26 protein-coding genes are annotated in these 26084 nt (G+C 71.6%); 6 read left to right on the forward strand and 20 right to left on the reverse strand.

Annotation, left to right across the window (positions count from 1 at the left end):
• Positions 1-120 precede the first annotated feature (120 nt).
• The 8 genes from ACFWBB_RS36615 to ACFWBB_RS36650 all read right to left on the reverse strand — a co-directional run bounded on the left by ACFWBB_RS36615 (position 121) and on the right by ACFWBB_RS36650 (position 8929).
• Positions 121-1701 carry a DUF1996 domain-containing protein gene (locus ACFWBB_RS36615; protein WP_385281666.1) on the reverse strand — a complete coding sequence of 527 codons (1581 nt, stop codon included), beginning with the start codon at positions 1699-1701 and terminating at the stop codon, positions 121-123.
• Positions 1702-1878: 177 nt separating this feature from the next.
• On the reverse strand, positions 1879-2535 hold the full coding sequence (locus ACFWBB_RS36620; protein WP_189917034.1) for a response regulator transcription factor: 657 nt from the start codon (positions 2533-2535) through the stop codon (positions 1879-1881).
• Positions 2520-3794 (reverse strand): sensor histidine kinase, encoded by a 1275-nt coding sequence (locus ACFWBB_RS36625; protein ID WP_385281670.1) that lies wholly within the window; start codon positions 3792-3794, stop codon positions 2520-2522. Before ACFWBB_RS36625 ends, ACFWBB_RS36620 begins: the two co-directional genes overlap by 16 nt.
• Positions 3795-4250: 456 nt before the next feature.
• Positions 4251-5276: an NAD-dependent epimerase/dehydratase family protein gene (locus ACFWBB_RS36630; RefSeq protein WP_385281673.1), complete on the reverse strand. Its 1026-nt coding sequence runs from the start codon at positions 5274-5276 to the stop codon at positions 4251-4253.
• Positions 5277-5375: 99 nt separating this feature from the next.
• Positions 5376-5963 (reverse strand): winged helix-turn-helix domain-containing protein, encoded by a 588-nt coding sequence (locus ACFWBB_RS36635; protein ID WP_385281676.1) that lies wholly within the window; start codon positions 5961-5963, stop codon positions 5376-5378.
• A gap of 410 nt (positions 5964-6373) precedes the next feature.
• Complete coding sequence (gene glnII / locus ACFWBB_RS36640) at positions 6374-7405, reverse strand: glutamine synthetase (protein WP_385281679.1); 1032 nt, start codon at positions 7403-7405, stop codon at positions 6374-6376.
• Positions 7406-7744: 339 nt separating this feature from the next.
• Positions 7745-8455 carry a hypothetical protein gene (locus ACFWBB_RS36645; RefSeq protein ID WP_385281681.1) on the reverse strand — a complete coding sequence of 237 codons (711 nt, stop codon included), beginning with the start codon at positions 8453-8455 and terminating at the stop codon, positions 7745-7747.
• Between the two features lie 105 nt (positions 8456-8560).
• Complete coding sequence (locus ACFWBB_RS36650) at positions 8561-8929, reverse strand: ArsC/Spx/MgsR family protein (protein WP_385281683.1); 369 nt, start codon at positions 8927-8929, stop codon at positions 8561-8563.
• A 141-nt stretch (positions 8930-9070) separates the two neighbouring features.
• On the opposite strand from ACFWBB_RS36650, the gene ACFWBB_RS36655 reads away from it, so the two are divergent.
• Positions 9071-9385 (forward strand): hypothetical protein, encoded by a 315-nt coding sequence (locus ACFWBB_RS36655; protein WP_351752865.1) that lies wholly within the window; start codon positions 9071-9073, stop codon positions 9383-9385.
• A gap of 124 nt (positions 9386-9509) precedes the next feature.
• Here the strand turns inward: ACFWBB_RS36655 and ACFWBB_RS36660 are convergent, their stop codons facing one another.
• Entirely contained in the window at positions 9510-10712 is a 1203-nt protein-coding gene (locus ACFWBB_RS36660; RefSeq protein ID WP_385281686.1) for a winged helix DNA-binding domain-containing protein, read from the reverse strand.
• A 287-nt stretch (positions 10713-10999) separates the two neighbouring features.
• On the opposite strand from ACFWBB_RS36660, the gene ACFWBB_RS36665 reads away from it, so the two are divergent.
• Positions 11000-12340, forward strand: coding sequence for a DUF2252 domain-containing protein (locus tag ACFWBB_RS36665; RefSeq protein ID WP_385281689.1), 1341 nt, complete (start codon positions 11000-11002; stop codon positions 12338-12340).
• A gap of 22 nt (positions 12341-12362) precedes the next feature.
• Here the strand turns inward: ACFWBB_RS36665 and ACFWBB_RS36670 are convergent, their stop codons facing one another.
• Positions 12363-13109: an alpha/beta hydrolase gene (locus tag ACFWBB_RS36670; RefSeq protein ID WP_385281692.1), complete on the reverse strand. Its 747-nt coding sequence runs from the start codon at positions 13107-13109 to the stop codon at positions 12363-12365.
• A gap of 154 nt (positions 13110-13263) precedes the next feature.
• On the opposite strand from ACFWBB_RS36670, the gene ACFWBB_RS36675 reads away from it, so the two are divergent.
• A complete protein-coding gene (locus ACFWBB_RS36675; RefSeq protein WP_385281693.1) occupies positions 13264-13554 on the forward strand; it encodes a hypothetical protein in 291 nt (96 codons plus the stop codon).
• Between the two features lie 40 nt (positions 13555-13594).
• Here the strand turns inward: ACFWBB_RS36675 and ACFWBB_RS36680 are convergent, their stop codons facing one another.
• From ACFWBB_RS36680 to glnA, 4 genes are all read right to left on the reverse strand, one after another.
• Entirely contained in the window at positions 13595-14200 is a 606-nt protein-coding gene (locus ACFWBB_RS36680; RefSeq protein WP_385281695.1) for a hypothetical protein, read from the reverse strand.
• Positions 14201-14202: 2 nt separating this feature from the next.
• Positions 14203-15123 carry a zinc metalloprotease HtpX gene (htpX, locus tag ACFWBB_RS36685; RefSeq protein ID WP_385281697.1) on the reverse strand — a complete coding sequence of 307 codons (921 nt, stop codon included), beginning with the start codon at positions 15121-15123 and terminating at the stop codon, positions 14203-14205.
• Between the two features lie 189 nt (positions 15124-15312).
• Positions 15313-15570: a hypothetical protein gene (locus ACFWBB_RS36690; RefSeq protein WP_385281700.1), complete on the reverse strand. Its 258-nt coding sequence runs from the start codon at positions 15568-15570 to the stop codon at positions 15313-15315.
• Between the two features lie 186 nt (positions 15571-15756).
• The gene (gene glnA, locus ACFWBB_RS36695) at positions 15757-17166 is read right to left on the reverse strand and encodes a type I glutamate--ammonia ligase (protein ID WP_355703199.1); all 1410 of its coding nucleotides are present in this window, start codon (positions 17164-17166) and stop codon (positions 15757-15759) included.
• Positions 17167-17363: 197 nt separating this feature from the next.
• On the opposite strand from glnA, the gene ACFWBB_RS36700 reads away from it, so the two are divergent.
• Positions 17364-17831, forward strand: a complete 468-nt coding sequence (locus ACFWBB_RS36700) for an RDD family protein (protein ID WP_385281703.1) — start codon at positions 17364-17366, stop codon at positions 17829-17831.
• Between the two features lie 125 nt (positions 17832-17956).
• Here ACFWBB_RS36700 and ACFWBB_RS36705 read toward each other — a convergent pair whose 3' ends face one another.
• The 4 genes from ACFWBB_RS36705 to lipB form a co-directional block, all read right to left on the reverse strand.
• Positions 17957-18661 carry a DUF4191 domain-containing protein gene (locus tag ACFWBB_RS36705; RefSeq protein ID WP_385281705.1) on the reverse strand — a complete coding sequence of 235 codons (705 nt, stop codon included), beginning with the start codon at positions 18659-18661 and terminating at the stop codon, positions 17957-17959.
• A gap of 67 nt (positions 18662-18728) precedes the next feature.
• A complete protein-coding gene (locus ACFWBB_RS36710) occupies positions 18729-18929 on the reverse strand; it encodes a hypothetical protein (RefSeq protein WP_109006070.1) in 201 nt (66 codons plus the stop codon).
• A gap of 291 nt (positions 18930-19220) precedes the next feature.
• Positions 19221-20186: a lipoyl synthase gene (gene lipA, locus ACFWBB_RS36715; RefSeq protein ID WP_385281709.1), complete on the reverse strand. Its 966-nt coding sequence runs from the start codon at positions 20184-20186 to the stop codon at positions 19221-19223.
• 116 nt (positions 20187-20302) lie between these two features.
• Positions 20303-21100, reverse strand: coding sequence for a lipoyl(octanoyl) transferase LipB (gene lipB, locus ACFWBB_RS36720; RefSeq protein WP_385281712.1), 798 nt, complete (start codon positions 21098-21100; stop codon positions 20303-20305).
• 244 nt (positions 21101-21344) lie between these two features.
• Between lipB and ACFWBB_RS36725 the strand changes: the two genes are divergently transcribed.
• Entirely contained in the window at positions 21345-22886 is a 1542-nt protein-coding gene (locus ACFWBB_RS36725; RefSeq protein WP_385281715.1) for a regulator, read from the forward strand.
• Positions 22887-23030: 144 nt separating this feature from the next.
• On the opposite strand, the gene ACFWBB_RS36730 is transcribed toward ACFWBB_RS36725, so the two are convergent.
• Entirely contained in the window at positions 23031-24449 is a 1419-nt protein-coding gene (locus ACFWBB_RS36730) for an NAD(P)/FAD-dependent oxidoreductase (protein WP_385281718.1), read from the reverse strand.
• 161 nt (positions 24450-24610) lie between these two features.
• On the reverse strand, positions 24611-25504 hold the full coding sequence (locus tag ACFWBB_RS36735; RefSeq protein WP_385281720.1) for a TIGR01777 family oxidoreductase: 894 nt from the start codon (positions 25502-25504) through the stop codon (positions 24611-24613).
• 71 nt (positions 25505-25575) lie between these two features.
• Between ACFWBB_RS36735 and ACFWBB_RS36740 the strand changes: the two genes are divergently transcribed.
• Positions 25576-26073, forward strand: a complete 498-nt coding sequence (locus tag ACFWBB_RS36740; RefSeq protein WP_385281723.1) for a GNAT family N-acetyltransferase — start codon at positions 25576-25578, stop codon at positions 26071-26073.
• Positions 26074-26084 lie beyond the last annotated feature (11 nt).

The following is a 26084-nucleotide window of genomic DNA, read 5'->3' on the forward strand; positions in this document are numbered from 1 at the left end:
CCCCGCCCCCCGGGGCCGGCCCGGGGCCGCCTATCGCCCCCCCAACACACTAGGGCGGGGGGTGAGCAATCCTCACCGCCGGCCTTCTCAGTCGGCTTTCAGGCGGACCCGCTCAGCGGGTCACTTGCACTTCTTGCCGGTGTTGATGCAGTTGACCATCTTGTTCATCAGGTTCGTGGAGAAGAAGTTGATGAAGTCGTTGTGGTCGGTGATCGGCTTGTGCAGGTTCTCCGGGAAGGAGTCCACCGCGTACGGCTTCACGACCGTCCCGTTCTGCAGCTTCGGGGCCGGAACGTTGTAGACCAGCCGGACCTGGAGCTGGGGGATCGCCTTGAAACCGTTGGCGCAGGTGCCGTCCGCCTGGACGAAGGCCACGTGCGTGCGGTGGTTGGCGCTGTCGATGTTCTTGCCGTCCCAGCAGCTCTGGAAGTCGGTCGTCCGCACCACCTGGCTGCCCTGCGGGCAGATCGGGTACTGGGCTTCCAGCTGCACCTTGTTCTCGAAGCCGGTGCAGCTCCAGTTCACGTTGGCGTTGCCGTTGCCGTTGACGAAGGCCTTGGCGTCACCGGTGATGATGCGCAGGGCCGACGGCATCGCGACGACCTTGCCCTTCTTGTTGCCGACGAACTTGATCTGCGCCTGGACGGGCCGCAGGATCTTGCCGACGTTGCCTTCCTTGCCACCGCCGTCGGCGTTCTGGTCGAAGTCCTGGCTGCCGTCCTGGACACGCAGCACCGGCCAGAAGTACGAGGACTTGTCGCCCTGGTTCTGGCAGCTGGTGCCGGCTGCCAGAAGCTTCTGGTCGCTCGCGAACGCGTCGTTGTTCTGGTTGCCGACGTAGTCGTGCAGGTGGTGGGCGCCGTTGGCGACACCGGGGGCCACGATCACGTTGTCCGTGTTGTGGTTGGCGTTCGCGTTGGTGCCGCAGCTCGAGGTGAACGTGCCGCGCGAACCGCTGTTCCCGTTCGCGGCGAGACCGTTCGCACCCACGCCCAGCTGCGCGTTGGCCTGGACCTTGGTGATGTCCACGAAGTCCGCTGCGGTCGGGCCGTTGCCGCCCTGGCCGTTCTGCGCCTGGCCGGCGTTGCCGTTGTTCTGCTGGCCGCCGTTGTTGTTCTGGCCGCCGTTCTGCTGCTGGCCGCCGTTCTGCTGTTGGCCACCGTTGTTCTGCTGGCCGCCGTTGTTGTTCTGCTGCCCGTTGCCCGCCTGGCCGGCGTTGGTGTTGTTCGCCGCCTGGGTGGTGCAGGCCGCCAGCTGGCTCAGCTGGCTGTCGAACTGGCCACCGGAGCGCTGGATGTTGATGCGGATCCGGTCGATCGTGGCGGCCCGCTTCTCCTTCAGGGGACCGGTGATCGCGTTCTGCACGAAGCTGGCGTCGTTGGTCTGGGCCTGACGCGTCGAAGCGAGCCGGGCGTAGGCCTCGGTGATCTGCTTGTCCAGGTTGGCCAGCTCGGTCGCGACGCCCTGTTTCGCCCCGCTGGGCACGTTCGTCAGCTTCTGCCCCACATCCGGGCAGGAGATGGTGGCGACCTGTGCCGCTGCGGTGGCGGCCTTGGTCTCGTTCTGGCCCGAGTTCGATTCGTGCGCCGAAGCGTAGAAGTTCGCCCAGATCAGCCCGCCCCCGCCGAGCGCTAGGGCCGCCGATGCTGCCACGGCCTTCGTGGCCATCGACGAACGGCGTTTACGTATGTTGCGTCCCATGGAACTCCTCTGACTTCCTTGCGGGGCAGCATCGAGGCGCCCGACAGGAGTGAAGCTGAAGCTGCCCCCTCCTTTACGCACGGCGCCTCACAGGTGTTCAGCCCGCTCAGAAATTGATGAGAGCTCCGTGCGACAAAACATCCCCAAAACCCTCACACGACACAGCAGTTGGCGGGCTCAGCGATCACGGTCCAGATAGGCCAGCACCGCCAGCACCCTGCGGTTGTCGTCGTCCGAGACCTCCAAACCCAGCTTCACGAAAATGTTCGCGGTGTGTTTGGCGACGGCCCGCTCGGTGACGACCAGTTTGCCCGCGATCGCCGCGTTCGACCGGCCCTGCGCCATCAGTTCCATCACTTCCCGTTCGCGCGGAGTGAGCCGGTCCACGGGCCCCCGGCCGTCACCCGAACGCCGGGCCAGCAGCTGCTGGATCACCTGCGGGTCCATCGCCGTACCGCCGGCCGCGACCCGCCGTACGGCGTCCACGAACTGCTCCGCGTCGAACACCCGGTCCTTCAGCAGATAGCCGATCCCGCCGGTGCCGTCGGCGAGCAGTTCTCGCGCGTACAGCTGCTCGACGTGCTGGGAGAGGACGAGCACCGGAAGCCCGGGCCTCCTGCCGCGGGCCCGGAGCGCGCACTGCAGCCCCTCGTCCGTGTGCGTGGGCGGGAGCCGGACGTCGACCACGGCGACGTCCGGCTCCAGCTCGGTGAGCGCCCGCTCCAGTTCGGGCCCGCTCTCGACGGCGGCGGCGATCTCGAAGTCGTAGGCCTCCAGCAGCCGGACGAGACCGTCCCGCAGCAGGAAGAGGTCCTCGGCTAGGACAACACGCAAGGGATCTCCATGGTCACCATGGTGGGACCGCCGGCAGGGGAGCTGACGGCCAGGACGCCGTCGAATGTACCCAGTCGGCGCTCGACCCCGGCCAGGCCCGAGCCGGCCCCCATGGCCGCGCCGCCCCCTCCGTTGTCGGTGACGGAGATCCGCAGCTGACCCGCCCCGTGGTGGAGGTCGACCCAGATGCGGTCGGCGCCGGAGTGCTTGACCGCGTTGGTGAGCAGCTCGCTCACCGCGAAGTAGGCCGCCGACTCCACGGGCGCGTCCGGGCGGCCGCCGTCGAGCTCGACGTTCACCTCGATGGTGACCGGCAGCCGCAGCGCCAACGCCCGTACGGCGTCACCGAGTCCGCGCTCGGCCAGCACCGGCGGATGGATCCCGCGCACCAGGTCGCGCAGCTCGGAGAGCGCCTCGGCGGACGACCGACGGGCCTGCGCCAGAACCTCCTTGGCCTTCTCCGGGTTCTTGTCGACGAGCATCTCGACGGTGCCGAGGTCCATGCCCATGGCCACCAGCCGGGCCTGCGCGCCGTCGTGCAGATCCCGCTCGATGCGCCGCAGCTCGGCCGCCGAGGTGTCCACGGCGTCCCGCCGGGTTTCCGTCAACACCCTTACTCGCTCGGCCAGTTCGGCCTGGCTCGGGGCGAGTACAGCGCGGGTGAGCTTGAAGTGGACGGCCAGCAGGCCCGGCGTGAGCCGGAATGCCGCGACCAGGAGTACCGCGGCGGTCGCCGCCGCGCCGAGCGCGGACGGCTGGTCGGTGACCGGCACGAAGCCGTACCAGTAGGTCTGGCCGTCCGCGAGCACCCGCCACAGCCCGGCGGCCACCGCGAACCCCTCGAAGGGGTAGAGGAACAGCACGGCCGGCAGCAACGCCGTGACGAACCCCGCCGTCATGTCCACCTGGAGCCACCGCAGGTCCCGCCAGGTCGCCGGGTCACGGAGCAGGCCGTAGGTCCGCTTCCACGGGTTGGAGGTCTCGGGGACCGGCCGGTACGCCGACGGGATGCGCACCCCGCCCCACTGTTCGGCGAGCGCCCGCCGCCGGTCGGCGTAGGCACGCACCCCCCGCACCACGAAGGGCGTGGTGATGGCCCCGGCACCGATCGGTATCAGGGCCATGGACACGAGGGAGAGGCAGAAGCCCAGGATGCTCAGCGGCAGCGACACGACGGCCAGCGCGAGCCCGCGCCCGGCGGCGAGCACCATCCCCCGTGCCCTCGAACCGCCTTCGCCGCTCTTGGTGTTGGTGTTCATGCCGTCAGTCTGGCCGAGCCGCGGACCGGCGGTCACTGGGCCGACGCCCCCGGTCGGAGGGTGGTGCCAGATACACCGTCTCCAGGGACTGTGCGGGGGTGAGTCCTGTTGCCAGGTCTCGTGCTCGGCCGAACGCCCCGGCCGGTGTCGGACGTTCTGGTTGCCCGCGTTCGCTCCGCGTCCGGGCGGCACGGATGGTGTCCGTGGTCCGGGGATGCGGGGGCGGGTTCCCTCAGGCCCGGGGACACGCCGGTCGGACTGGACGGTCCGATGGCCCCCCGCATCACTCCGGTGCGGTGGAGGCGGTGTCGTCCTCCCCCAGTGCCTGAGGGGCCTGGGAGGTGCCCCCAGCCGGATCGGGTGTCCCTGGGCGCGCCTTCCGATCGCCACGGCGGCAGCATCGTGGCGAGAGGTCCTACGAGTCGTGCCGGTTCAAACAACCTTGAAGGCGAACAGTCAACTACCCCCGGGCCCCGCTCCACCGGCGCCGCCCGCCGCGAGCACCTTCGCCTCGACCTCCGGGTCCAGGCCCTTGCGCGGGCGGTCGGGGCGTTGGGGCGCCGTACCGCCGATCGACCTCAGCCAGTCCCAGGTGTCGGCGACGGTCTGCTCGACGGGACGGCAGGACAGCCCCGACGTCACCGCCCGTGAGACGTCGGCCGCGTGCATGGCGTCGTGCATGTCGGTGCCCGGCGGCACCCACACGGGCAGCTCGGTCCACGGCTCGATGCCCGCGTCGAGAACGATCTCCGGTGCGGTCCAGCGCAGTTCGGCGTCCGAGCCGGTGGCCCGTACGCACGCCTCCAGCAACGCGCCCATCGTCGCGTGTCCCTGCGGGCTCATCAGGTTGTACGGCCCGCTCAGCTCCCGCTCGGCAGCGCCGAGGATCCACCCGGCGAGATCGCGGACGTCCACGTACTGCAGGGGCAGTTCGCGCGGGCCCGGCGCGAGGACCGGGCCGCCGCGGGCGATCCGGGTCAGCCACCAGGGCAGCCGGCCGACGTTCTCGTACGGGCCGAGGATCAGCCCGGCCCTCACGAGGACGGAGTTCTCCGCGCCGAAGGCGTCGACGACGGCCAGTTCACCGCCGCGCTTGTCCCGGGCGTAGTCGGTCTGTCCGGCGTCGGGTTCGGCCCCCTCGACGACGGGCGCGTCCTCGCCGTACCCGGCGGGCGGGGCCCAGGTGTACACCGAGCAGCTCGACACGTACACGTACCGGCGGGCGCGGCCCCGCAGCAGCCGCGCCGCCTCGTGCACGGCCCGGGGCGCCGCCGACCAGGTGTCGACGACGGCGTCCCAGTCGCCCTCGGCCAGGGCGCCGAGGCCCCCGGGCGCGGTCCGGTCACCGGTCAGCGCCCGGGTGCCGGGGGCGGGTGCCTGCCGCCCCCGGTTGAACACCGTCACGTCCCAGCCGCGATCGAGAGCCGCCTCGACGACGGCCCGTCCCACGAACTCCGTACCACCCAGCACCAGAAGTCTCATACCGGTGACTGTGCCCGGTCCGGACGCGACGGGGAACCGCGCTCTGCCGTCGGCAGACGAGGCGGGCCGGGGGAGGGGGCCGGGAGACCGGGTCGTGGGTCAGTGGCCCATCGGCGGGGTGTACTTGTAGCCGACCCGGCGCACCGTCTGGATCGACTGGCGGTGCTGCGCGCCCAGCTTGCGGCGCAGCCGGGCGATGTGGACGTCGACCGTGCGGCCGTCGCCCACGTGGCCGTAGCCCCACACAGTGGTGACGAGCTGGTCGCGGGTGTGCACCCGGTTCGGATACGCGACGAGGTGCGCGAGCAGCTCGAACTCCAGGTAGGTGAGGTCGAGTTCCTGCCCGTCCACGGCGGCGGTGCGCTGCACGGGGTCGATCCGCACGAGCGGGCGCCCGGCGGCCTCGGCCTCGACGGCCTCGTCGGCCGCCGGCCGGTCCGGCACCGCCACCGGCAGGAACGGCGGTTGCTGGTCGGCCGGGACGAGCACCAGGTAGCCGATCATCGGCGGCTGGCCCGGCAGGGTCGGCAGGGTGTGCGGGGGAGCGGGCAGCCAGGTCGCGCCCGGCGGCAGGAAGTCAGCGACGTCGACCACCTCGTCCCGGTCCACGGATCGCAGACGGTGCCGGGCCGGGGCGGACGAGGGGCTGAGGCTGGGGGCGGAGGAGAGAGAACGAGTGGTCGCCATGAGAGGTCAGCTCTTTCGCGCGAGAAGTTCGTCGGGGAGGACGACGGCCGCGGTTCGTGGTCGGGCTCGTCGAGGACGTACGTCGTGCGCGCTGGCCGAAGGCCGGGGTGTACGGCTTTAGAGGGCCGGCGCGTTCATCGCGCGGCAACACACCCGGTCGAAGTCATGGTGCTGACGGGAAGGCCAGAAGGGCTCGAGGTCATGGCGACCCGTCGCGGTGCACTTCTGGAAACTGGCCATGGCCCCATTGAAGCAGACACCCGCCCGTAACAGGAGCCTCCTCTCACAGCTTGGACGCCTCCTGGCGTGAAGTCGACGTCGTTGCGTGCCCCAGGGCGCCGTGACAGCGCGGACACGCGTGAGGGGCGCCCACCGAAACGGCGGGCGCCCCTCACGGAGAGAACCGGGGATCAGACCTGGCCGGCCTTCTCCAGTGCCGAGCAGCAGGTGTCGACGATCAGACGCGTCACCAGGTACGGGTCGACGTTGGCGTTCGGACGGCGGTCCTCGATGTAGCCCTTGCCGTCCTGCTCGACCTGCCACGGGATACGGACCGAGGCGCCACGGTCGGAGACGCCGTAGGAGTACTCGTTCCACGGGGCGGTCTCGTGCAGACCCGTCAGACGGTCGTCGATGCCGGCGCCGTAGTGCTTGACGTGGTCCAGCGGCTTCGATCCCTCACCGAGCGATTCGCACGCGGTGATGATGGCGTCGTAGCCCTCGCGCATCGCCTTGGTGGAGAAGTTGGTGTGCGCGCCGGCGCCGTTCCAGTCGCCCTTGACCGGCTTCGGGTCGAGGGTGGCGGAGACGCCGAAGTCCTCGGCGGTGCGGTAGAGCAGCCAGCGGGCCACCCACAGGTGGTCGGAGACCTCCAGCGGGGAGACCGGGCCGACCTGGAACTCCCACTGGCCGGGCATGACCTCGGCGTTGATGCCGGAGATCGCGAGACCGGCGGCCAGACAGTTGTCCAGGTGCGCCTCGACGACCTCACGGCCGAAGATCTCGTCCGCGCCGACACCGCAGTAGTAGCCGCCCTGCGGAGCCGGGAAGCCGCCCTTGGGGAAGCCGAGCGGGTAACCGTCCTGGAAGAAGGTGTACTCCTGCTCGATGCCGAAGATCGGCTCCTGCCCGGCGAACTTGGCGGAGACCTCGGTGAGCGCGGCACGCGTGTTGGACTCGTGCGGCGTCAGGTCGATGTTGAGGACCTCGCACAGGACGAGGATGTCGTCGCCGCCGCGGATCGGGTCGGGGCAGGTGAAGACCGGCTTGAGGACACGGTCCGAGGAGTGCCCCTCGGCCTGGTTCGTGGAGGACCCGTCGAAGCCCCAGATTCCCAGCGCGTCCAGACCGGCGGGCTCGCCCGCGATGATCTTCGTCTTGGAACGGAGCTTCGCCGTCGGCTGGGTGCCGTCGATCCAGATGTACTCAGCCTTGAAGGTCACGGGCCACTTCCTTCGGGGTGTGTCTGACGCACTTGCGGGTGCTGCGGCGCTGCGGCACTGGGGCGCCGCCTGTTTGCCCGGCAGCTTGTCAACAGGCGATTTCCCGATCATTGCTCGAATGTGAACCCCGTGTTACCTGGTGGTTCTGTGGTGCGGCTCACGGCGTGAGGGCGGGCGAGGCGCAGGGTGCGAGGGCGGGCGGTGGCTCGTATGCGATGCGGCGGCGCAGGTCCCGAACGCGTCGGTCCCGCTGCTCGTGGCCGCGAGCAGCGGGACCTGTGACGTACGAGGTGTTCCGGAGGGGGCCGCCGGCTCACCGCGGAGCACGGCGGCCGGGTCTCACCCCACCTTCTCGATCAGGGCCCGGCGGATCAGGAACTTGCCGGGCTCACGGACCTGTTCGAAGGCCGCGTTGTTGAGCAGGGCACAGCTGCCGGAGACCGAGGTCACCTCGACGGTCGTGGACTTGTTGTTGTCCAGGTTGGTGACCTTCAGCCTGGTCCCCGCCGGGAACTGGTTACTCGACGCGGCCGGGGCACCGCCCTCGCCGGAGAGCGTGACCGTGGAACCGTTGCAGACCTGCTGGCCGGAGGCGGCACCGCCGCCGTTTCCCGTGTCGCCCGTGTTTCCCGCGTTGCCCGTGTTTCCGGCCGGTGCGGACGCGGCCGGCGCGGAGGCCGCGGGAGCGGAAGCGGCCTGCGAAGGCTGTGTCGCCTGGGAGTCCTGAGCCGACTCCCCAACGACGCAGCCGGACGCCTGCTGCTGGACCTTGATCTGCGCGATGACCGCCTCACGGTTGGCGATCCGGGCCGTGGACTGCGCGTCCGGGCCGGCCTTCTGGCCCTCGATGAACTTCTCGTTGTTGCCGAGGGCCGTGGCCAGCCCCGCGCAGACCGTCGAGTCTCCGGCGGACAGCGTCTTGGCGTTCTGCGGGCTCTGTGCGGCGTTCGAGGTGGAAGCCAGTGCGAAGGCCCCGGCGCCCGCCACCGCCACGGCGCTGACGAGCAGCGCGACCTTCTTCTTCGTGCCGAGAGTTCTCCTGCGCGACATGCGCGCCTCCTGAGGGATAGGGGAGCGTACGTCGCTATGTACGAGATACCGAACGAAGCTACTCAGCGGCCACCGGAGACAATCGAAGTGGTGTGCGTCACAACGCTATTGTCCCCGGCGTGACGCGGCGTCCCGGACGGCCTCGTCCGTGCGGGCCACCAGGGCCGTACCGTCGTCCGCCGTGATGATGGGGCGCTGGATGAGCCGGGGGTGCGTGGCGAGTGCGGTGATCCAGCGGTCGCGGGCGCTCGCGTCCCGCGCCCACTCCTTCAGGCCGAGTTCCCCGGCCGCGGCCTCCTGGGTGCGGGTGATGTCCCACGGTTCCAGGTCCAGGCGGTCGAGTACGGCCCTGATCTCGTCCTCGCTCGGCACGTCCTCGAGGTAGCGGCGGACGGTGTAGTCGGCGCCCTCGGCGTCGAGGAGTGTGAGGGCGCCGCGGCACTTGGAACAGGCGGGGTTGATCCAGATCTCCATGCCGCACACGGTAACGGCTCGAAGGCGGCGAAAGCCCTTGTGATCAGGGGCGTTTGTCAGTGGCGGGCAGTAGAATAGAAGCAGTGTTCGAGGGTTCGCCGGAGGTTCCGACCGGGCCCTGACCGCGACAGGAGGATGCCTGTGCCCGCTGCCGCACTGAAGCCGAAGCCGTTGCCGACCCAGTCCACCGCGAAGCGTTCCGTCCAGCTCGATCTGCCCTATGTGCCCGTCGAGAAGCGGCCGTTGCCGCCCGGGCGACCGCGCGAGTGGTACGCCACGCACAACCGTCGCCTCAAGGCGATGCGCCTGGCCATCGCTCTGCTCGACCTGGGCGTGTATATGCCGAACCAGGCCCGCAACGAGAAGATCCGCAGCACGGCGGAGCTGATCGGCGTGCATGCGCCGTCGGACACGACGTGCCACATGGTGCGGGCGCTGCTGCGGTACAGCCGCTGATGCGGACGCCGGGTGCCGTCGCTCGTGACGGCTCCCGGCGCCGCTGCCGGGTGCCGGTGCACCGGGGTCTTACGCCTGAGTCCCGTGTCCCGCGCCGACGGCGGCCGCACCGGTGGCGGAGCGGTCAGCTCACCAGTTCCTTCTCCATCGGCGTCCGGAACCTGGGCGTCACCCGGGTCGCCCCCAGCCATGCGCCCAACCGCGCGGCCTCGGCCTCGATCGCCGCCTTCGCCTCACCGCCCAGGCCCTCGCCGTCGCCCGTGCCTTCGCCGGCGAGGATCCGCCACACGATCTCGCCGTCGGCCCGCTGGGCCCAACCCCCCACCACGCGCCCGTTCCACCACACCGTCGGGCCCACGTTCCCGCTGTAGTCGAACAGGTGCGGGCGCAGCTCCGGGGCCAGATACCAGTCACGGCCCTGCCAGCCCATCGCCGTCGGGTCGAGACCGGGCAGCAGGGCCGCCCACGGCCGCGTCGGGGCGGGCACGGCGTCCACGTCGTCCTCGACGACGTACCCCGTCCCCTCGTCCAGCGTCACCGCCCGCGCCCCGATCGCCGTCAGCGCCCGGCGGACGTCCGTCACCCGCCAGCCCGTCCACCACTTCAGGTCGGCCTCCGTGGCCGGGCCGCACGCTCTCAGCCAGTGCCGCAGCAGCTCCGACTGGGCCTGCGCCACCGGGAGTTCGGCGTGCTCGGGGGCGAGGGCCCAGCGGAACTGGCTCGACGTCCACGAGCCCAGAGGGCGCCCTCTGACCACCTTGCCCTCCACCCCCAGCACCCTCAGCAGTCGCGTCACCACGGTGTGGACGCCCTCGTAGCGCTTGCCCGCCGCGTACACGAACTGCTCGCGCAGGCGCGGTTCCTCGCGGGCCAGTTGGGCCGCGGTCGCCTGGCCGAGCCGGGCCAGCGCGGCCAGCGCCGACTCCTCGACCTCCTTCAGCCAGGCCGCGTCCGGCGCGCCGGCCTTCGCCATGTCCTTCACCAGGGAGGCCCGTTCCCGCGCGGCGACCGTGAGGCCGGTCGAGGCGTGCACGACCGCCGTGGACCGCGTCGGGAACACGAAGACGGTGTGCCGCATGCCGTGCATCCGGACGAGGGTCCGGTCCGCGTAGAGCGCCCGGTCGGTCTCCGGCACGGTGGCCGCCGGGTCGGCGAGGCGGGCGCCGACCGCCAGATACACCGTCGCCGGGTCCGAGCCGTGCAGGGCGAGGAGCGCGTCGGCCACCGCCTCGGGTGTCGCGACCCGTGCGGCCGGGTCCAGCCGGTGCCGCAGGGCCAGCCGCGCCCGCCGCTCCGCCACACCGATGTACCGCGCCCCGTCACTCATCCCGGCCTCCACCCGTCCACGCCCGGTCGCCTCGTCGCCGTCCGGCACTCGTCCCGCTCCGCATCCTCCCCGACACCACTGACAATCGGGTCCCGCATCGCATGACACCCGCAGCCGCCCGATGGCATTCCATGGCCGTCCGGGCCGCCGGGTGTCACCCGTTCGACGTACCCGGCATGCGGTCGGCCTCCTCCCGTTCTTCACTGCGAACAAGGGGCCGGGAAGTGCCGCGGGAAGTGCCGGGAAGTGTCGAGATCCGGAGGCGATGTGGTGCGGAGACGACGCGCATGACCACCCCCGCCGAGCGTGCCCGGCGAGGCAGGGACGCCCGTAGGCGCGTCCCCCGTTCCGCCCACGCCGCCTGGATCCCGGCCGTCGACCGGCCCGATCCGGTAGCCGTGCTGGAACGGCAGGGCCGGGACCGGCTGCCCGAGCTGCTGCCGATCCGGTACGGGCGGATGGCCGCCTCGCCCTTCGCGTTCCTGCGCGGCTCGGCCGCCGTCATGGCCGCCGATCTGGCGGCGCTGCCGCACACCGGGCTGACCGTGCAGCTGTGCGGCGACGCCCATCTGCTGAACTTCGGGTTGTACGCCTCCCCGGACCGGGGGCTGCTCTTCGACCTCAACGACTTCGACGAGACGTTCCCCGGCCCCTTCGAGTGGGACGTCAAACGGCTCGCCGCCTCCGCCGCCCTGGCCGCCCGCGAGAACGGGCACCCCGAGCCGAAGGCGCGCCGTGCCGCGCTGGAGGCCGTGGCCGCCTACCGCACCGCCATGCGGCGGCTGTCCCGGCTCGACGAGCTCGCCGTCTGGCACGAGCGCCTCGACGCCGAACGGCTCCTGCCCCTGCTGCGTTCCGCCCGGCAGCGCGGGCGGGCCGAGGCCAGCCTCACCCGCGCCCGCCGCCGCACCAGCCTCCAGGCCCTGCACAAGCTCACGGAGGTCGTCGACGGGCGCCGCCGCATCATCCACGACCCACCGCTGATCGAACCCGCCGGCGCCTCCGACAGCGCCGCGCTGCGCAAGATCTTCAGCGACTACCGCTCCACCCTCGCCGGGGAGGCCCGTCTGCTGCTGGACCGCTACCGCTTCGTCGACGCCGCCCGCAAGGTCGTCGGCGTCGGCAGCGTCGGCACCCGCTGCTTCATCGTGCTGCTGGCCGGGCGCGACACCGACGATCCGCTGCTCCTCCAGATCAAGGAGGCCCGCGCGTCCGTCCTGGAGGAGCACCTGCCGACCGGCCCCTACGTCCATCCCGGCCACCGGGTCGTCGCCGGGCAGCGGCTGCTCCAGGCCGCCGGCGACGTCTTCCTGGGCTGGATGACCGGGCCGCAGGGCCGCGCCTTCTACTGGCGTCAGCTGCGCGATCTGAAGGGCTCCGCGGGCGTCGCCGGGATGTCCCCGGCCGACCTCACGGCATATGCCCGGCTGTGCGGCACCGCCCTGGCCCGCGCTCATGCCCGTTCCGGCGACCGTATCGCCATCGCCGGCTACCTGGGCGGCGCCGACACCTTCGAACGCGCCGTCGCCGACTTCGCCCTGGCCTACGCCGACCGGACCACCGCCGACCACGCCGCGCTGGGCGCGGCGGTGGCGGCGGGCGTGGTGCGCGCGGCGCCGGGCGTCTGACGACCGGAGGCCACCCGGCCGGTCAGGAGTGCACCGCCGTCCGCCCACGCCCGCCCCGGCCGGTCAGCACGGCGGTCACGAACGCACGCCGGTCATCCGCGTGGTCCCGGAACCACAGGCCCAACTGGTGGCCCGCGGCAGGCAGTTCGAACCGCGTGTACCGGGCGCGGGCGGCGAGCGCGTCCTGCACCGCCTCGGTCACCTGCGGCGGGATCACGGTGTCCGTGCCCGGCACGGCGAGCACCGCACGGCCCTCGTACGCCCTCAGCACGTCGAGCGCGGGCGCCTCCCGCCAGCTCCCGGGACTGCGGATGACGGCGCTGAACTCCCCGTCCCCCTCCCCGAACGGCACGTCCCACGCCCGGGCCGCGTAGACGGCGGGCGCGCACAGTCCCAGGGCCGTCACGCGGCCGCCGTAGAACGCGGCGAGGTCCGCCACCGTCTGCCCGCTCATGCTGAACCCGACGAGCACCAGCGGCCCGTCCGCGGGCACATACGCGTCGATCACGGAGACCGCCTGCTCGAAGCGCCGACGCAGGCTCAACTCGCTCAGCGCGCCGCTGCTTTCGCCGTGTCCGGAGAAGTCCAGGGCGAGGGCGCGGCAGCCGTGGAGCGTGAACTCCCGGGCCAGCGGAAGCAGTCGCTCCTTGCTGCCGCCGCCGGCGCCGTGCAGCAGAACGGCGGTGACCGTTCCCGTGACCCCGCCGCCGTGCACCCCGCTGAGCTGTTCACCGTCGAACTCGTGCGTGAAGGGAGACAGATCGCTCATGTTCCCCATTCACTCACGGCGCCCGTCGCGCCGCCCGTCTCCGGGCTCACGAAAAGGAGATGCACGGTGAGTGACGGTTTCCGTACGCTGGAGGCGTCAACCCACCCCCACCACAACGCTCAGTCACCGTCCCTGCCCAGGAAGGAGGTACACCATGGGCACCGTCGTTCTCTCCGGGGCCGTCGTCCTGGTGGTCCTGGGATTCGGCAACCCGCTCTACTGGCTCGCCGCGGCCGGCGTGCTGTTCCTGTATGTGCGGTACGGACTCGACTCGTCAGCGTCGTCCGCCGGGTCCGGGCCCGGCCCCGCGCCGAGCGCGCCGTCGGCGCCGACGTCGTACAAGGCGTACCGCGACCGCCGTGACAAGCAGGCCAGGTGGGAGCGCCGCTACCGTCGCGAGCGCCCACTGGAGTCGCGCCGTCAGGAGCGCGAGCGCGGCAGGTAGGGCCGCCGGGCGGATCGGCCCGCGGGCTGGGCGGATCCGCCTACAGGCCGGGGGCTCCCCACACCGGGAACCAGCGGCTCAGGTCCTGCTCGATCCGCAGGTCGCTCGCGAGAGCGGCCCGCACCTGCAACTCCAGCGCGCTGTCGCGCCGCTGCCCCGGACCGGGCAGCGGCGCGAACGGGTAGAACGACCCCCGTTTGTACAGGTACACGAGCGCCAGCCGCCGCCCGCCCGCCGCCTCCTTCGCACCCCCCTGCTCCTCGAACCCGGCGAGGGAGCAGAGCAGTTGAGGCCCGAAACCGTTGACCTCCATCGCGCTGTTCACCGCGTGCAGATCGTTGACCAGCAGCGGCAACTGGTCGGGGGCGCGCTGCGAGACCAGCCAGGAGTAGCCGTAGTCGTCCCGGACCAGCCGCACCGGGGGCCCGGTGCGCTCGGTGTCCGCGTCGAGGAGGGCCTGAACCTCGCGGTGCGTCTGCTCGAAGGCCGAGCCCTCGACGGTCGCGAAGCACACGGCACCCTGCCCGGTCGCGGTGAACCCGGCCGCCGCCTCCAGCGTCACCGCCGCCGAGGGCAGCGCGAACAACTGGTCCAGGTCGGGCACGACCGGCCTGGTCCGGCCGAGCAGGATGTCCAGCAGCCCCATGATCAGCCCGCCTGCCCCGGAGTGGCCGCCTCGCCCAGCTCGGCGGAGATCCGCCCCAACTGCTCCAGCCGCTGCTCCAGGCTCGGATGGGTCGAGAACAGCGCCGCCACCCCGGGCTCGGCGCCCAGCGCCGGAGTGAAGTAGAAGGCGTTGAACGCCTGGACCGTCCGCAGATCCTTCGTCGGGATCCGGGCCAGGTCGCCGGAGACCTTCGTCAGCGCGGAGGCCAGCGCCGAGGGACGGCCGGTCAGCTGCGCCGCCGCCCGGTCAGCCGCCAGTTCCCGGTACCGGGACAGCGCCCGGATGAGGAGGAAACTGATCGCGTACACGGCCGCCGCGACGCCCATCACGGCGGCGAACACGATGGCGGTGTTCTGGTCCCGGCGCGCGCCGCCGAACACCTGCGAGTAGAACGCGAACCGCACGATCAGCCCCGCGATCACACCCAGGAACGACGCGACCGTGATCACCGCCACGTCCTTGTGCGCCACATGCGACAGCTCGTGCGCGAGCACACCCTCCAGCTCGGCCGGCTCCAGCCGCCCCAGCAGCCCCGTCGTCACACACACCACCGCGTGGTCGGGATTGCGCCCCGTCGCGAACGCGTTCGGCATGCCCATCTCCGAGACGGCGACCACCGGCTTGGGCATGTCCGCGATCGCGCACAGCCGGTCGATCACGGCATGCAGCCCGGGATACTCCTCGCGTTCCACCACCCGCCCGCGCATCGCGAACAGCGCGACCCGGTCGGAGAACCAGTACTGCGCGCCCAGCATCGCCGCCGCGACCACCACGACCAGCACCCACGACTTCAGCAGCACGACCAGCGCGGCGATGAACGCCACGTACAGCAATCCGAGCAGGAACAGCGTGACCGTCATCCGCACGGTCAACCGCCGGTCGCTCCGGAAACGGCTCTGCATCTGCATCACCCCGCAGTCAGGCACTCGTCCCACTGCAAGTGTGCACCGCGCCACCCCCATGAAGGGGTTCCGAACGGTCCTAGGAGGAGCAAAAGGTCCTATGACAGCCGGCCGCGAGCACGGCGGGGCAGGGGCCGGCCGCGAGCACCGGCGGGGCCAGGGCAGCACCCCGCCGCCGCCCTGGTACGGCTAGTACGGCGCCCGGAACCGCGCGTACCCCAGCAGGAGGATCACCGCGGCCACGCAGCCCAGTACCAGTGCCGTCGACATCCATGACGACCGGGGAGATGCCACCCGGTCCGGGTCGCCGCGGAACGGGACCGGTTCCGGTGGGTTCTCCCTCCAGCGGGCGGCCAGCATCCGGGCCCGCGCCGAGGGCTCCTTGTGCGTCGCGCCGTCCGCCCACCTGAGGTCGAACTCCCGCTCCGCGTCGTCCTGTCCGGGCATCCCCGTATCTCCCCCGTCGCCTCTGCCGAGGCCTCCTCGTCGAACAGCAGTGCCAGAAAACCATACGACGACGCCCCCGTCCTGAGAAACAGGAACGGGGGCGTCGACACGGCCCGCAGAGCGCTGGCTCACAGAACCGCTGGCTCACAGGGCCGGTGTTTCACGGGCCTGCCGGCCCGGGTCCGGTCACACGTCGAAGTAGAGCTCGAACTCGTGCGGGTGCGGACGCAGCTGGAGCGGGGCGATCTCGTTGGTGCGCTTGTAGTCGATCCACGTCTCGATCAGGTCGGACGTGAAGACGTCGCCGGCGAGCAGGAACTCGTGGTCCGCCTCGAGGCGGTCCAGGACGGCCGGGAGTGAGGTCGGGACCTGCGCGACACCCGCGTGCTCCTCGGGGGCCAGCTCGTAGAGGTCCTTGTCGATCGGCTCGGCCGGCTCGATCTTGTTCTTGATGCCGTCCAGGCCCGCGAGCAGCAGGGCGGAGAACGCCAGGTACGGGTTGCCGGAGGAGTCGGGCGCGCGGAACTCGACGCGCTTGGCCTTCGGGTTCGAGCCCGTGATCGGGATACGCATCGCGGCCGAGCGGTTGCGCTGCGAGTACACCAGGTTGACCGGCGCCTCGAAGCCCGGGACCAGACGGTGGTAGGAGTTCACCGTCGGGTTGGTGAAGGCCAGCAGCGACGGGGCGTGCTTGAGGATGCCGCCGATGTAGTAGCGGGCCATGTCCGACAGGCCCGCGTAACCGGCCTCGTCGTAGAACAGCGGGGAACCGCCGGTCCACAGCGACTGGTGGACGTGCATGCCCGAGCCGTTGTCACCGAAGATCGGCTTCGGCATGAAGGTCGCGGTCTTGCCGTTGCGCCAGGCGACGTTCTTCACGATGTACTTGAAGAGCTGGAGGTCGTCGGCCGCGGCGAGCAGCGTGTTGAACTTGTAGTTGATCTCGGCCTGGCCGGCGGTGCCCACCTCGTGGTGCTGGCGCTCGACCTGGAGGCCGGACGCGGCCAGCTCCAGGGAGATCTCCGCACGCAGGTCGGCGAAGTGGTCGACCGGCGGGGTCGGGAAGTAGCCGCCCTTGTAGCGGACCTTGTACCCGCGGTTGTTCTCGACCGCACCGGTGTTCCAGGCGCCGGCCTCGGAGTCGATGTGGTAGAAGGACTCGTTCGCCGAGGTCTGGAAGCGCACGCTGTCGAAGACGTAGAACTCGGCCTCGGGGCCGAAGTACGCGGTGTCGGCGATACCGGTCGACGCCAGGTACGCCTCGGCCTTCTTCGCCACGTTGCGCGGGTCACGGGAGTACTGCTCGCCCGTGATCGGGTCGTGGATGAAGAAGTTGATGTTCAGCGTCTTGTCACGGCGGAACGGGTCCACGCGCGAGGTCGACAGGTCGGCGCGCAGCGCCATGTCGGACTCGTGGATGGCCTGGAAGCCGCGGATCGACGAGCCGTCGAAGGCGAGCTCCTCGTCCGGGTCGAACGCCTCGACGGGCAGCGTGAAGTGCTGCATGACGCCCGGCAGGTCGCAGAAGCGGACGTCGACGAACTTGACGTCCTCGTCAGCGATGAACTTCTTGGCCTCGTCGGCGTTCTGGAACATCCAGCTCCTCCTACTCCCGGCCGTCGAGCCGGGGTGGTAGTTCGTTCGTGCGGCCAGTGCGGTGGCACACGCTGTCGTCGACCCTAGGGACGGGTGATTTCTCGGGCGTGACCCATTTGTTTCGCACAAGTTAACCGGACGCTGCCCGGTGTACCCCACCTGTCCGTATCGCGAAACGGGCGCAGTACCGTGGTCGGGTGGACAACAGGGATGCAATCGGCTCGTGGCTGTCGGGGCCCCGCGCGGCCGCTGAGGAAGCCGGTGTCGACTTCGGATACCGGGGCGAACAGCTCGGTCTGCCGGAGGAGGGACCGGGCTCGATCGCCCGCCCCGGCCGGCGGCTCGGCGCCCTGGCGGTGGACTGGGGCCTCGGCGTCTTGATCGCATACAGCTTGATCACTGACGGCTACCGGCCCGCCACCAGCAACTGGGCCCTGCTGATCTTCCTCGTGATGAGCCTCCTGACCGTCGGCACGGTCGGCTTCACCCCGGGCAAGCGCCTCTTCGGCCTGCGCGTGGTCTCCGTCGAGACCGGCACCGTCAGCCCCCTGCGCTCCGCGGTGCGCACGGTCCTGCTCTGCCTCGCCGTCCCGGCCCTGGTCTGGGACCGCGACGGCCGCGGCCTGCACGACCGGCTGGCCCGTACGGTGGAAGTACGGATCTGAGACCCGCACACGCGCCGGCCTCACGCCGTGGCCCCATGCCGTGGCCACACGCACCGGCGGTACGACGAAGGGGCGCCCGGAGTGATCCGGGCGCCCCTTCGTGACGGTGGCGCGGGGAGAGCGGCTCAGCGGGCCTTGCCGCCGCCGCCCTTCGGCAGGCGCATGCCCTTCGGCATCGGGCCCTTCGGCAGCGGCATGTTGCTCATCAGGTCGCCCATGGCGCGCAGCCGGTCGTTGGTGGCGGTCACCTGCGGCCCGGCCAGGACCCGCGGGTACTTCAGGAGGGTGGTGCGCAGCTTCTTCAGCTCGACCTGGCCCTCGCCCGTGCCGACGATCACGTCGTACACCGGCACGTCCGCGACGATGCGGTTCATCTTCTTCTTCTCGGCGGCCAGCAGGCTCTTCACCCGGTTCGGGTTGCCCTCGGCGACCAGGACGATGCCGGCCTTGCCGACGGCCCGGTGCACCACGTCCTGGCTGCGGTTCATCGCGACCGCGGGGGTCGTCGTCCAGCCCCGGCCGACGTTGTCCAGGACGGCCGCGGCCGCGCCCGGCTGGCCCTCCATCTGACCGAAGGCGGCCCGCTCGGCCCGGCGCCCGAACACGATCGCCGTCGCGAGGAAGGCGAGCAGGAAGCCCAGGATGCCCAGGTAGACCGGGTGGCCGATCAGGAAACCGATCGCGAGAAAGACGCCGAACGTGATGAGGAAGACACCCGCGAGGACGAAACCGATCGTCTTGTCGGCCTTACGGGTCATCTTGAACGTCAGGGCGACTTGCTTCAGTCGCCCGGGGTTGGCGGCGTCCGCCGCGCTGTCACTTCTCGCCATGCCACGAAGTCTACGTGGCCTCACAAGCGCCTACGACGGCAGGAGGTGAGGTGGGGGAGGGGGCGGGTCAGGGGCGGACGGAGGTGACCGCCTCGAGGACGCGCTGCGCCTCGACCCGGTCCTTGGCGCGACGGCGGTCCTCCAGCACGGAGGTCCAGGCGTTGCGGCGGGCGGTGCGCTGGCCGCTGCTCATGAGCAGCGACTCGACGGCGCGCAGTGCGGTGCTGAAGGTCGGGATCGCGGTGGCGCGAACGGGCGCGGCCTGCATGGTGGGTGTCCCCCTCGGACGGCTTCGGGTACGGGGCTGTGTGCGGGGCTGTGTTCCACGTGAAGTGATACCAGCGTCACTGTTTGGTGTTACCAGGGCGTGACCGACCGGTCAAACACGAATGAAGCCTTGATGCGCAGGGCCGAAACGCTGACGCGGCCCCGGCGTACGCCCTCATCTGCGAGGACGGCCGGAGCCGCGTCGAATCGGTCATTACTGACGAGTAGCATCTTGTGCGCGAATTCACACACTCGGCCCGAGGCCGTACGTGGCAAGGGCGCTGACGTCGCGTCAGACGGCCTGCGAGGCGATGTACGCCCCACGCTTCTCGACGGCCATCCGGTACAGCCGCCCGGCACGGTAGGAGGACCGTACCAGCGGGCCCGACATCACGCCGGAGAAGCCGATCTGCTCGGCCTCCTCCTTCAGCTCCACGAACTCGTGCGGCTTGACCCAGCGCTCCACCGGGTGGTGACGCACGGAGGGCCGCAGGTACTGCGTGATGGTGACCAGCTCGCAGCCGGCGTCGTGCAGCTGCCGGAGCGCCTCGCCGACCTCCTCGCGCGTCTCACCCATGCCGAGGATCAGGTTCGACTTGGTGACGAGCCCGTAGTCACGGGCGGCCGTGATGACGGCCAGCGAACGCTCGTAACGGAAGCCGGGCCGGATCCGCTTGAAGATCCGCGGAACGGTCTCGACGTTGTGCGCGAAGACCTCGGGCCGCGCGGAGAAAACCTCCGCGAGCTGCTCCGGGACGGCGTTGAAGTCGGGGGCGAGCAGCTCCACCTTGGTGCGCCCGGCCTCCCGCTCGGCGGTCTGCCGGTGGATCTGCCGGACGGTCTCGGCGTAGAGCCACGCCCCGCCGTCCTCCAGGTCGTCGCGCGCCACGCCGGTGATGGTGGCGTAGTTCAGGTCCATCGTGACGACGGACTCGCCGACGCGCCGCGGCTCGTCGCGGTCCAGCGCCTCGGGCTTGCCGGTGTCGATCTGGCAGAAGTCGCAGCGCCGGGTGCACTGGTCGCCGCCGATGAGGAAGGTGGCCTCACGGTCTTCCCAGCACTCGTAGATGTTGGGACAGCCGGCTTCCTGGCACACGGTGTGCAGCCCCTCGCTCTTCACGAGGTTCTGCATCTTCGTGTACTCGGGACCCATTTTCGCCCGGGTCTTGATCCACTCGGGCTTGCGCTCGATGGGGGTCTGGCTGTTGCGGACCTCCAGGCGCAGCATCTTGCGTCCGTCGGGTGCGACTGCGGACACGTCGGCTCCCTGCCTGTCTGCTTAGACTTTCGATTCTTCGGCGTACACCAGGGTACGCCCGTGATTTTCGGGTCCTGCTGTGAGGCCAACCTCGGAGCCGAGGGGCCCATTCCCGGTCAGACGGTCGCCTTCTCGATCTCCCGCGGCCTGGGTTCCGCGTGCTCGAGGACGTCCTTCAGGTGTCGCTCCACCACCGGAAGCACCTCGTCGATCGTGACGTCCCGGCCCAGCTCGTTCGCCAGCGAGGCCACGCCCGCGTCCCGGATCCCGCACGGGATGATCCGGTCGAACCACTTGTTGTCCGGGTTCACGTTGAGCGCGAAGCCGTGCATCGTCACGCCCTTGGCGACCCTGATCCCGATCGCCGCGATCTTGCGGTCCTCGCGCCGCTGACCCGCGTTGGAGGGGGCGTACTCCGGGCCGTTCAGCCGCGGATCGAACTCCTCGTCCATGAGCCGGGGGTCGAGGTCCAGCGACAGCCCGCCGGGCGACGGGCGCTGCTCCACCGGATCGCCGAGCACCCACACCCCGCTCCGGCCCTCGACCCGGGACGTCTCGAGACCGAACTCCGCACACACCCGGATCAGGGCGTCCTCCAGTCGCCGCACGTGGGCGACGACGTCCACCGGCCGGGGCAGCTTCAGGATCGGGTAGCCCACCAGCTGTCCCGGTCCGTGCCAGGTGATCTTGCCGCCGCGGTCCACGTCCACGACCGGGGTGCCGTCAAGGGGGCGCTCGTCATCGGCAGTGCGCCGGCCCGCCGTGTACACCGGGGGATGCTCCAGCAGCAGCACGGTGTCCGGAACCTCGTCGGTGAACCGCGCCGCGTGCACGCGGCGTTGCTCGTCCCACGCCTCCTGGTACTCGACGGCGTCCCCGCCGAACCCCATCCGGACGAACCGCAGCTCGCTCACGGCAAGCGCCTCCCTGGAAAGTCGTCAGGCGCGTCACGCGCCCAAGCCACTGTACGTCCGCGCGCTCCGCGTCAGCCCCGGGGTCAATCCTCACACGATCGGATGAATGAACGTCGAGATCTGCGACCGCCTGCTTACGCTCCGCTACATTCGCGCCGTTCACGAGGCCAAACGGGCTGCTCACAGCAGCAGGCACTTCATCCGGGCACGTCAAAGGCCCGGCAGGCAGGAGACCGCACCGCAGATGACGGAACGACCCGCGCAGCGCACTCCCAACCGCCAGCTCGCCGCGCTCATCGCAGAAGCGGGCTTCTCCAACGCGGGACTGGCCCGTCGCGTCGATCAGCTCGGCCTCGAGCACGGGCTGGACCTCAGATACGACAAGACATCCGTCACCCGGTGGCTGCGCGGGCAGCAGCCCCGGGGTACCACCCCCGCGCTCATCGCCGAGGTCTTCACCCGGCGCCTGGGCCGCCGTCTCACCGCCCAGGATCTCGGCCTGGACGCCTGCGCTCCCGTCTACGCGGGCCTGGAGTTCGCCGGCAGCCCCGAGGAGGCCATCGACATCGTCGGCGGGCTCTGGCGCAAGGACTCCGGCAGCCATGCCGAGCTCCGCAGGATCGCCTTCACGCCCGCCGGGCTCGTCGTGCCCAGCCGCGACTGGCTGATCGGGCGGGCCGACGAGAAGGTCGCCCGCAGCGAGCCGGCCGCCCGGGTGCCCGTCCAGAGCCGCCCGGCCCCGCGGCCCACCGCTGCCCAGCAGCTCGCGTCCGCGCATCCCCATCCCGGGCCGGTGCCCGCCCCGGTGACGCCCGGTCCCGCGGCCGTGCCCCGGCAGCGCGGCCAGGGAAGTGGCGGCCAGGGCAGTGAACGGGTCCTCGGGCAGCGGGTCACCGGCGGAGACATCTCCGCGCTCCGCTCGGTCGGCGAGCTCTTCCGCACCCTCGACGACCGGTACGGCGGCGGTCACGCCCGCCAGGCCCTCGTGCGCTACCTGGAGCACGAGTGCGAGCCGATGCTGCGCGGCTCCTACGGCGAGCAGACCGGCCGCCGGCTGTTCGGCGCGGCCGCCGACCTGACCCGCCTCGCGGGCTGGACCTCCTTCGACATCGCCGCGCACGGCCTGGCGCAGCGCTACTTCGTCCAGGCCCTGCGCCTCTCCCAGGCGGCCGGGGACCGGGCGTACGGCTCCTTCGTCCTCGTCACCATGAGCCGCCAGGCCGTCTACCTCGGCCACGGGCGCGAGGCCGTACAGCTCGCGCGGGTGGCCCAGCAGGGCGTCGGGACCGGCGCCCCGCCCGTCGTGCAGTCGCTGCTGCACTCGGCGGAGGCGCGCGGGCACGGCGTGCTCGGCGAGGTACGCGCCTCCACCGCCGCGCTCGTCCGCGCCGAACGGGCGCTGGAGGCGGCCAAGTCCGGCGACGAGGTGCCGCACTGGGCGCGCTTCTTCGACGAGGCGCAGCTGGCCGACGAGTTCGGGCACTGCCACCGGGACCTCCAGCAGTTCCGGGCGGCCGCCCAGCACGCCGAACGCTCACTCCAGCTGCGGCCCGCCGCGCACGCCCGCAGCCGGCTGTTCTGCCGGGTCGTGCTCGCCTCCGCGCGGCTCGGCCTCGGCGAGCTCGACCAGGCCTGCCAGCTTGCCGCGGAGGCCGCGGGGCAGGCGGCGGAGATGCGGTCCGTTCGGGCGCTGGAGTACGTGCGGGACTTCGAACGCAGGCTGGAGCCGTACAAGGACGCGGCCCCGGCCCGCACCTACCGGGACAAGGTCTCGGCTTTGGGATGACCCCGGCCTCCTGGGGGCGGGGCCCGCAGGAGGCCGGGCATCCACCTGGCTTTTCGGCTTACCGAGACGGGTGGTGGGTGGGCACAGGCCGGGGGCCTGGGGGCGTGGCCCCAGCGACGCAAGGCGTGCCCCCGGCCCGCCCGGTCACGCCGCCGCCTGCTCCCGGCGGGCCGTCGGGCGTGGGTCGGCCAGGTCCAGTGAACCGGCGGCGCCCAGATCGGAGACGATCGCCGACGCTGCCCGGTGCGCCGAGTGCAGCGCGCCCTGCACGGTGCTGGTGTCCCGGTGGTCGCCGCACACGTACAGACCGGCCAGCAACCGCACCGCCCGCCGCAGATCGTGCGGCGCCCGCATCGCCGGCACGGCCTCGGCGGTGTGATGCACGGCCAGCGTCTCCCAGCGCGCGGTCGAGGTGCCGTACAGCCGGGACAGATGCATGCGTACGGCGGTGTCGACGCCCGGCGGCGGTGTACCGAGGACCGTGGACGAGATCAGCGCGCGTCCCGCGGGCGCGCGGCTCGGGTCGACCCGGCTGACCACCGCCGTGTGCGCGACCGGCCCGCCCCGGTCGGCGTCGAGAAGCAGCGCCGCACCGGTCCCGGGCGGGTCGTCCGTCGTGTGGTGGACGACCGTCACCGGATGGAAGCCGGGCACCCGCAGCCCGGGCAGCAACCCCGCCGCGGTGCGCGCGTCGGTGGCCACCAGCACGGCGCGGCAGCGGAACTCACCGTGTTCGGCGGTGGTCACCGAGGTCGTGGAGACCGAGGTGACCCGCACGCCGGTGTGCACGGTGCCCGGCGGCAGCGCCCGCGCGAGCAGCTCGGGCAGCACCTCCGCGCCGCCCTCGGGCACCGACAGCCGGCCGGCCGCGAAGGCGCGCAGCGCGAGGTCCGCGCACCGGCTGGAGGTGGTGAGGTCCGGGTCGCAGAGCAGCGCGGCGAGCAGCGGACGCAGGAAGCCGTCGATCGTGCGGGCGGGCAGACCACGGGCCGCGAGGGCCTGGGCGGCCGGCGACTCCGGTCGGCGCATCAGCCGTTCGGCGGGGGTCACCGCGAGCCGGGTGAGCGCGGCGCCCAGCCGGGCCTGGTCCACGGCGCTGCCGAGCGGCGCCCCCGATCGGACTCTGGGCGGGGGCACCGGCCGCGCCTGCGCGGACGGGGAGCCGCCGGAGCGCGGCCTGGGCAGCGCACCCGGCCGGGGAGCGCTCGCCAGGGCGCGTACGGCGTGCAATGCGCCCCTTGCGCTCCCCGCGCCCGCCTGCGCGCCGGCGCGGTGATGGCGCCCGTCGCTGTGCAGCAGTACCCCCGGCGCGAACGGACGCAGGACGAGCGCGTCCAGCCCCGGTGTCAGGGCCAGTTCGGGATACGCCGTGGACAGCAGCTGTCCGATGCGGTCGAGCCGGAACCCGTCGACCTTCTCCGTCGACATGCGGCCGCCCACGTAAGGGGCGGCCTCCAGGACTGCGGTCGTTACTCCTGCGCTGGCCAGCCGGTGCGCGGCGGAGAGTCCGGCGATGCCGGCTCCCACCACGACGACGTCTGCCTGGTACGCGGGCTCAAGCACGTGCCCCTCCTCGAGGTTGCGCGGCCGGTGGAGACGTCATGCCCCCAACGGCCGTCCCGGATACCCGAGTTCGGGTCGAGGTTAGGGCCGTGATCGGTCAGGAACAGTCGCGCATGAACAGGGCACGGTCGCACGGCGGTCGCATTCGGTCACGTGAAGGATCAGGCTGCCCGGATGGCGTCCTCGATCCCCGCAAACGCGAAGGTGAACCCGGACTCCAGCAGTCGCTTCGGCACCACGCGCGCGCTGCCCAGCACGTCCCCGGCCATCTCGCCCAGCACCGTCCGCAGCACCGGCGCCGGCACCGTGAACAGCGTCGGACGGCGCAGCACCCGCCCCATCGCCTCGGTGATCGCACGGTTCGTCAGCGGCTCGGGCGCGGTCAGGTTGAACGGCCCCGACAGGTCGCCGCGGTCGAGCAGATGCCGGATCGCCGCCACCTCGTCGTGCAGCGCGATGTACGACCAGTACTGCCGGCCGTCGCCCATCCGCCCGCCGAGCCCGGCCGTGAAGAGGGGAAACAGCTTGCCCCAGGCCCCGCCGCCGCGCGCCACGACCAGCCCGGTCCGGGTGAAGACCGTACGGACGCCCGCCTCCTGCGCGGGGCCCGCGGCCGCCTCCCACTCCACGCACAGCTCCGGCAGGAAACCGCTCCCGGCGGGCGAGTCCTCGTCCACGACCCGCTCGCCCGTCTCGCCGTACAGGCCCATCGCGCTGCCGTTCACGAACGCCCGCGGACGTTCGTCGAGCGAGGCGACGGCCTTCGCCAGCGCCGCCGTACCGTGCACCCGGCTGTCGTGGATCCGCCTCTTGTACTCCTCGCTCCAGCGCCGGTCGCCGACTCCCGCCCCCGCCAGGTTGACCACGGCACGGCACCCGGCGAGCCCCGCCGTGTCCACCCGCCCCCGCTCGGGGTCCCAGCGCACCTCGTCCGCGCTCCGGGGGGCATGGCGCACGAGGCGCACCACCTTGTGTCCGTCCGCGGTCAGGGACCGCACCAGGGCGCTGCCGATCAGGCCGGAGGCGCCGGCCACCGCGATTCGCTCACGTTCCATGCGGCCATCCTGCCCGGTCACCGGATAAAACCCCGGTCTGGTGGCCGCCACCCCGCCATAGGGTGACGGTCATGCCCGAACCTTCCGCACCCCGCATCCGCACCGCCCGGTCCGCCGACGACGGGGCCCTGACCCTCGTCGACCGTCTGACCTGGTCGCACCTGCATGCGGTCATGCCCGAGCCGGAGCCCCCGTACGACCCCTTCTTCGACGAGCGCCACGTCCCCGAGGACTACCTGGTCGCCGAGCTGGACGGCCGTGTCATCGGCTATGTCCGCCTCGCCCTGCCCACCTCGCTCGCCTGCAACGCGCACGTCCGGCAGATACAGGGCCTCGCCGTCCTCGACGAGGGGCGCGGCCGGGGCGTCGGACGGGCGCTGATCCGCGCCGCCCTCGAGGAGGCCCGCCGGCAGGGCGCCCGCCGCATCACGCTGCGCGTCCTCGGCCACAACGCGCCGGCCCGAAGGCTCTACGAGTCCGAGGGGTTCGTGGTGGAGGGCGTGCTGCCGGAGGAGTTCCTGCTGGGCGGCGAGTACGTGGACGACGTCTTCATGGGGCGCCCGCTGTAGGCCGCCACGTG

The sequence above is a fragment of the Streptomyces sp. NPDC060000 genome (genome assembly GCF_042737375.1).
Classification (GTDB): domain Bacteria; phylum Actinomycetota; class Actinomycetes; order Streptomycetales; family Streptomycetaceae; genus Streptomyces.

What these genes read in the sequence shown, in the direction of transcription:
- ACFWBB_RS36710 (WP_109006070.1), bottom strand. Translation starts at nt 18,929, where the DNA reads ATGCAGGCCGCGCCCGTTCGCGCCACCGCGATCCCGACCTTCAGCACC.
- ACFWBB_RS36690 (WP_385281700.1), bottom strand. Translation starts at nt 15,570, where the DNA reads ATGCCCGGACAGGACGACGCGGAGCGGGAGTTCGACCTCAGGTGGGCG.
- ACFWBB_RS36735 (WP_385281720.1), bottom strand. Translation starts at nt 25,504, where the DNA reads ATGGAACGTGAGCGAATCGCGGTGGCCGGCGCCTCCGGCCTGATCGGC.
- ACFWBB_RS36675 (WP_385281693.1), top strand. Translation starts at nt 13,264, where the DNA reads ATGGGCACCGTCGTTCTCTCCGGGGCCGTCGTCCTGGTGGTCCTGGGA.
- ACFWBB_RS36680 (WP_385281695.1), bottom strand. Translation starts at nt 14,200, where the DNA reads ATGGGGCTGCTGGACATCCTGCTCGGCCGGACCAGGCCGGTCGTGCCC.
- ACFWBB_RS36665 (WP_385281689.1), top strand. Translation starts at nt 11,000, where the DNA reads ATGACCACCCCCGCCGAGCGTGCCCGGCGAGGCAGGGACGCCCGTAGG.
- ACFWBB_RS36645 (WP_385281681.1), bottom strand. Translation starts at nt 8,455, where the DNA reads ATGTCGCGCAGGAGAACTCTCGGCACGAAGAAGAAGGTCGCGCTGCTC.
- ACFWBB_RS36635 (WP_385281676.1), bottom strand. Translation starts at nt 5,963, where the DNA reads ATGGCGACCACTCGTTCTCTCTCCTCCGCCCCCAGCCTCAGCCCCTCG.
- ACFWBB_RS36650 (WP_385281683.1), bottom strand. Translation starts at nt 8,929, where the DNA reads ATGGAGATCTGGATCAACCCCGCCTGTTCCAAGTGCCGCGGCGCCCTC.
- glnA (WP_355703199.1), bottom strand. Translation starts at nt 17,166, where the DNA reads ATGTTCCAGAACGCCGACGAGGCCAAGAAGTTCATCGCTGACGAGGAC.
- ACFWBB_RS36615 (WP_385281666.1), bottom strand. Translation starts at nt 1,701, where the DNA reads ATGGGACGCAACATACGTAAACGCCGTTCGTCGATGGCCACGAAGGCC.
- ACFWBB_RS36630 (WP_385281673.1), bottom strand. Translation starts at nt 5,276, where the DNA reads ATGAGACTTCTGGTGCTGGGTGGTACGGAGTTCGTGGGACGGGCCGTC.
- ACFWBB_RS36625 (WP_385281670.1), bottom strand. Translation starts at nt 3,794, where the DNA reads ATGAACACCAACACCAAGAGCGGCGAAGGCGGTTCGAGGGCACGGGGG.
- ACFWBB_RS36740 (WP_385281723.1), top strand. Translation starts at nt 25,576, where the DNA reads ATGCCCGAACCTTCCGCACCCCGCATCCGCACCGCCCGGTCCGCCGAC.
- ACFWBB_RS36705 (WP_385281705.1), bottom strand. Translation starts at nt 18,661, where the DNA reads ATGGCGAGAAGTGACAGCGCGGCGGACGCCGCCAACCCCGGGCGACTG.
- ACFWBB_RS36670 (WP_385281692.1), bottom strand. Translation starts at nt 13,109, where the DNA reads ATGAGCGATCTGTCTCCCTTCACGCACGAGTTCGACGGTGAACAGCTC.
- ACFWBB_RS36725 (WP_385281715.1), top strand. Translation starts at nt 21,345, where the DNA reads ATGACGGAACGACCCGCGCAGCGCACTCCCAACCGCCAGCTCGCCGCG.
- htpX (WP_385281697.1), bottom strand. Translation starts at nt 15,123, where the DNA reads ATGCAGAGCCGTTTCCGGAGCGACCGGCGGTTGACCGTGCGGATGACG.
- ACFWBB_RS36660 (WP_385281686.1), bottom strand. Translation starts at nt 10,712, where the DNA reads ATGAGTGACGGGGCGCGGTACATCGGTGTGGCGGAGCGGCGGGCGCGG.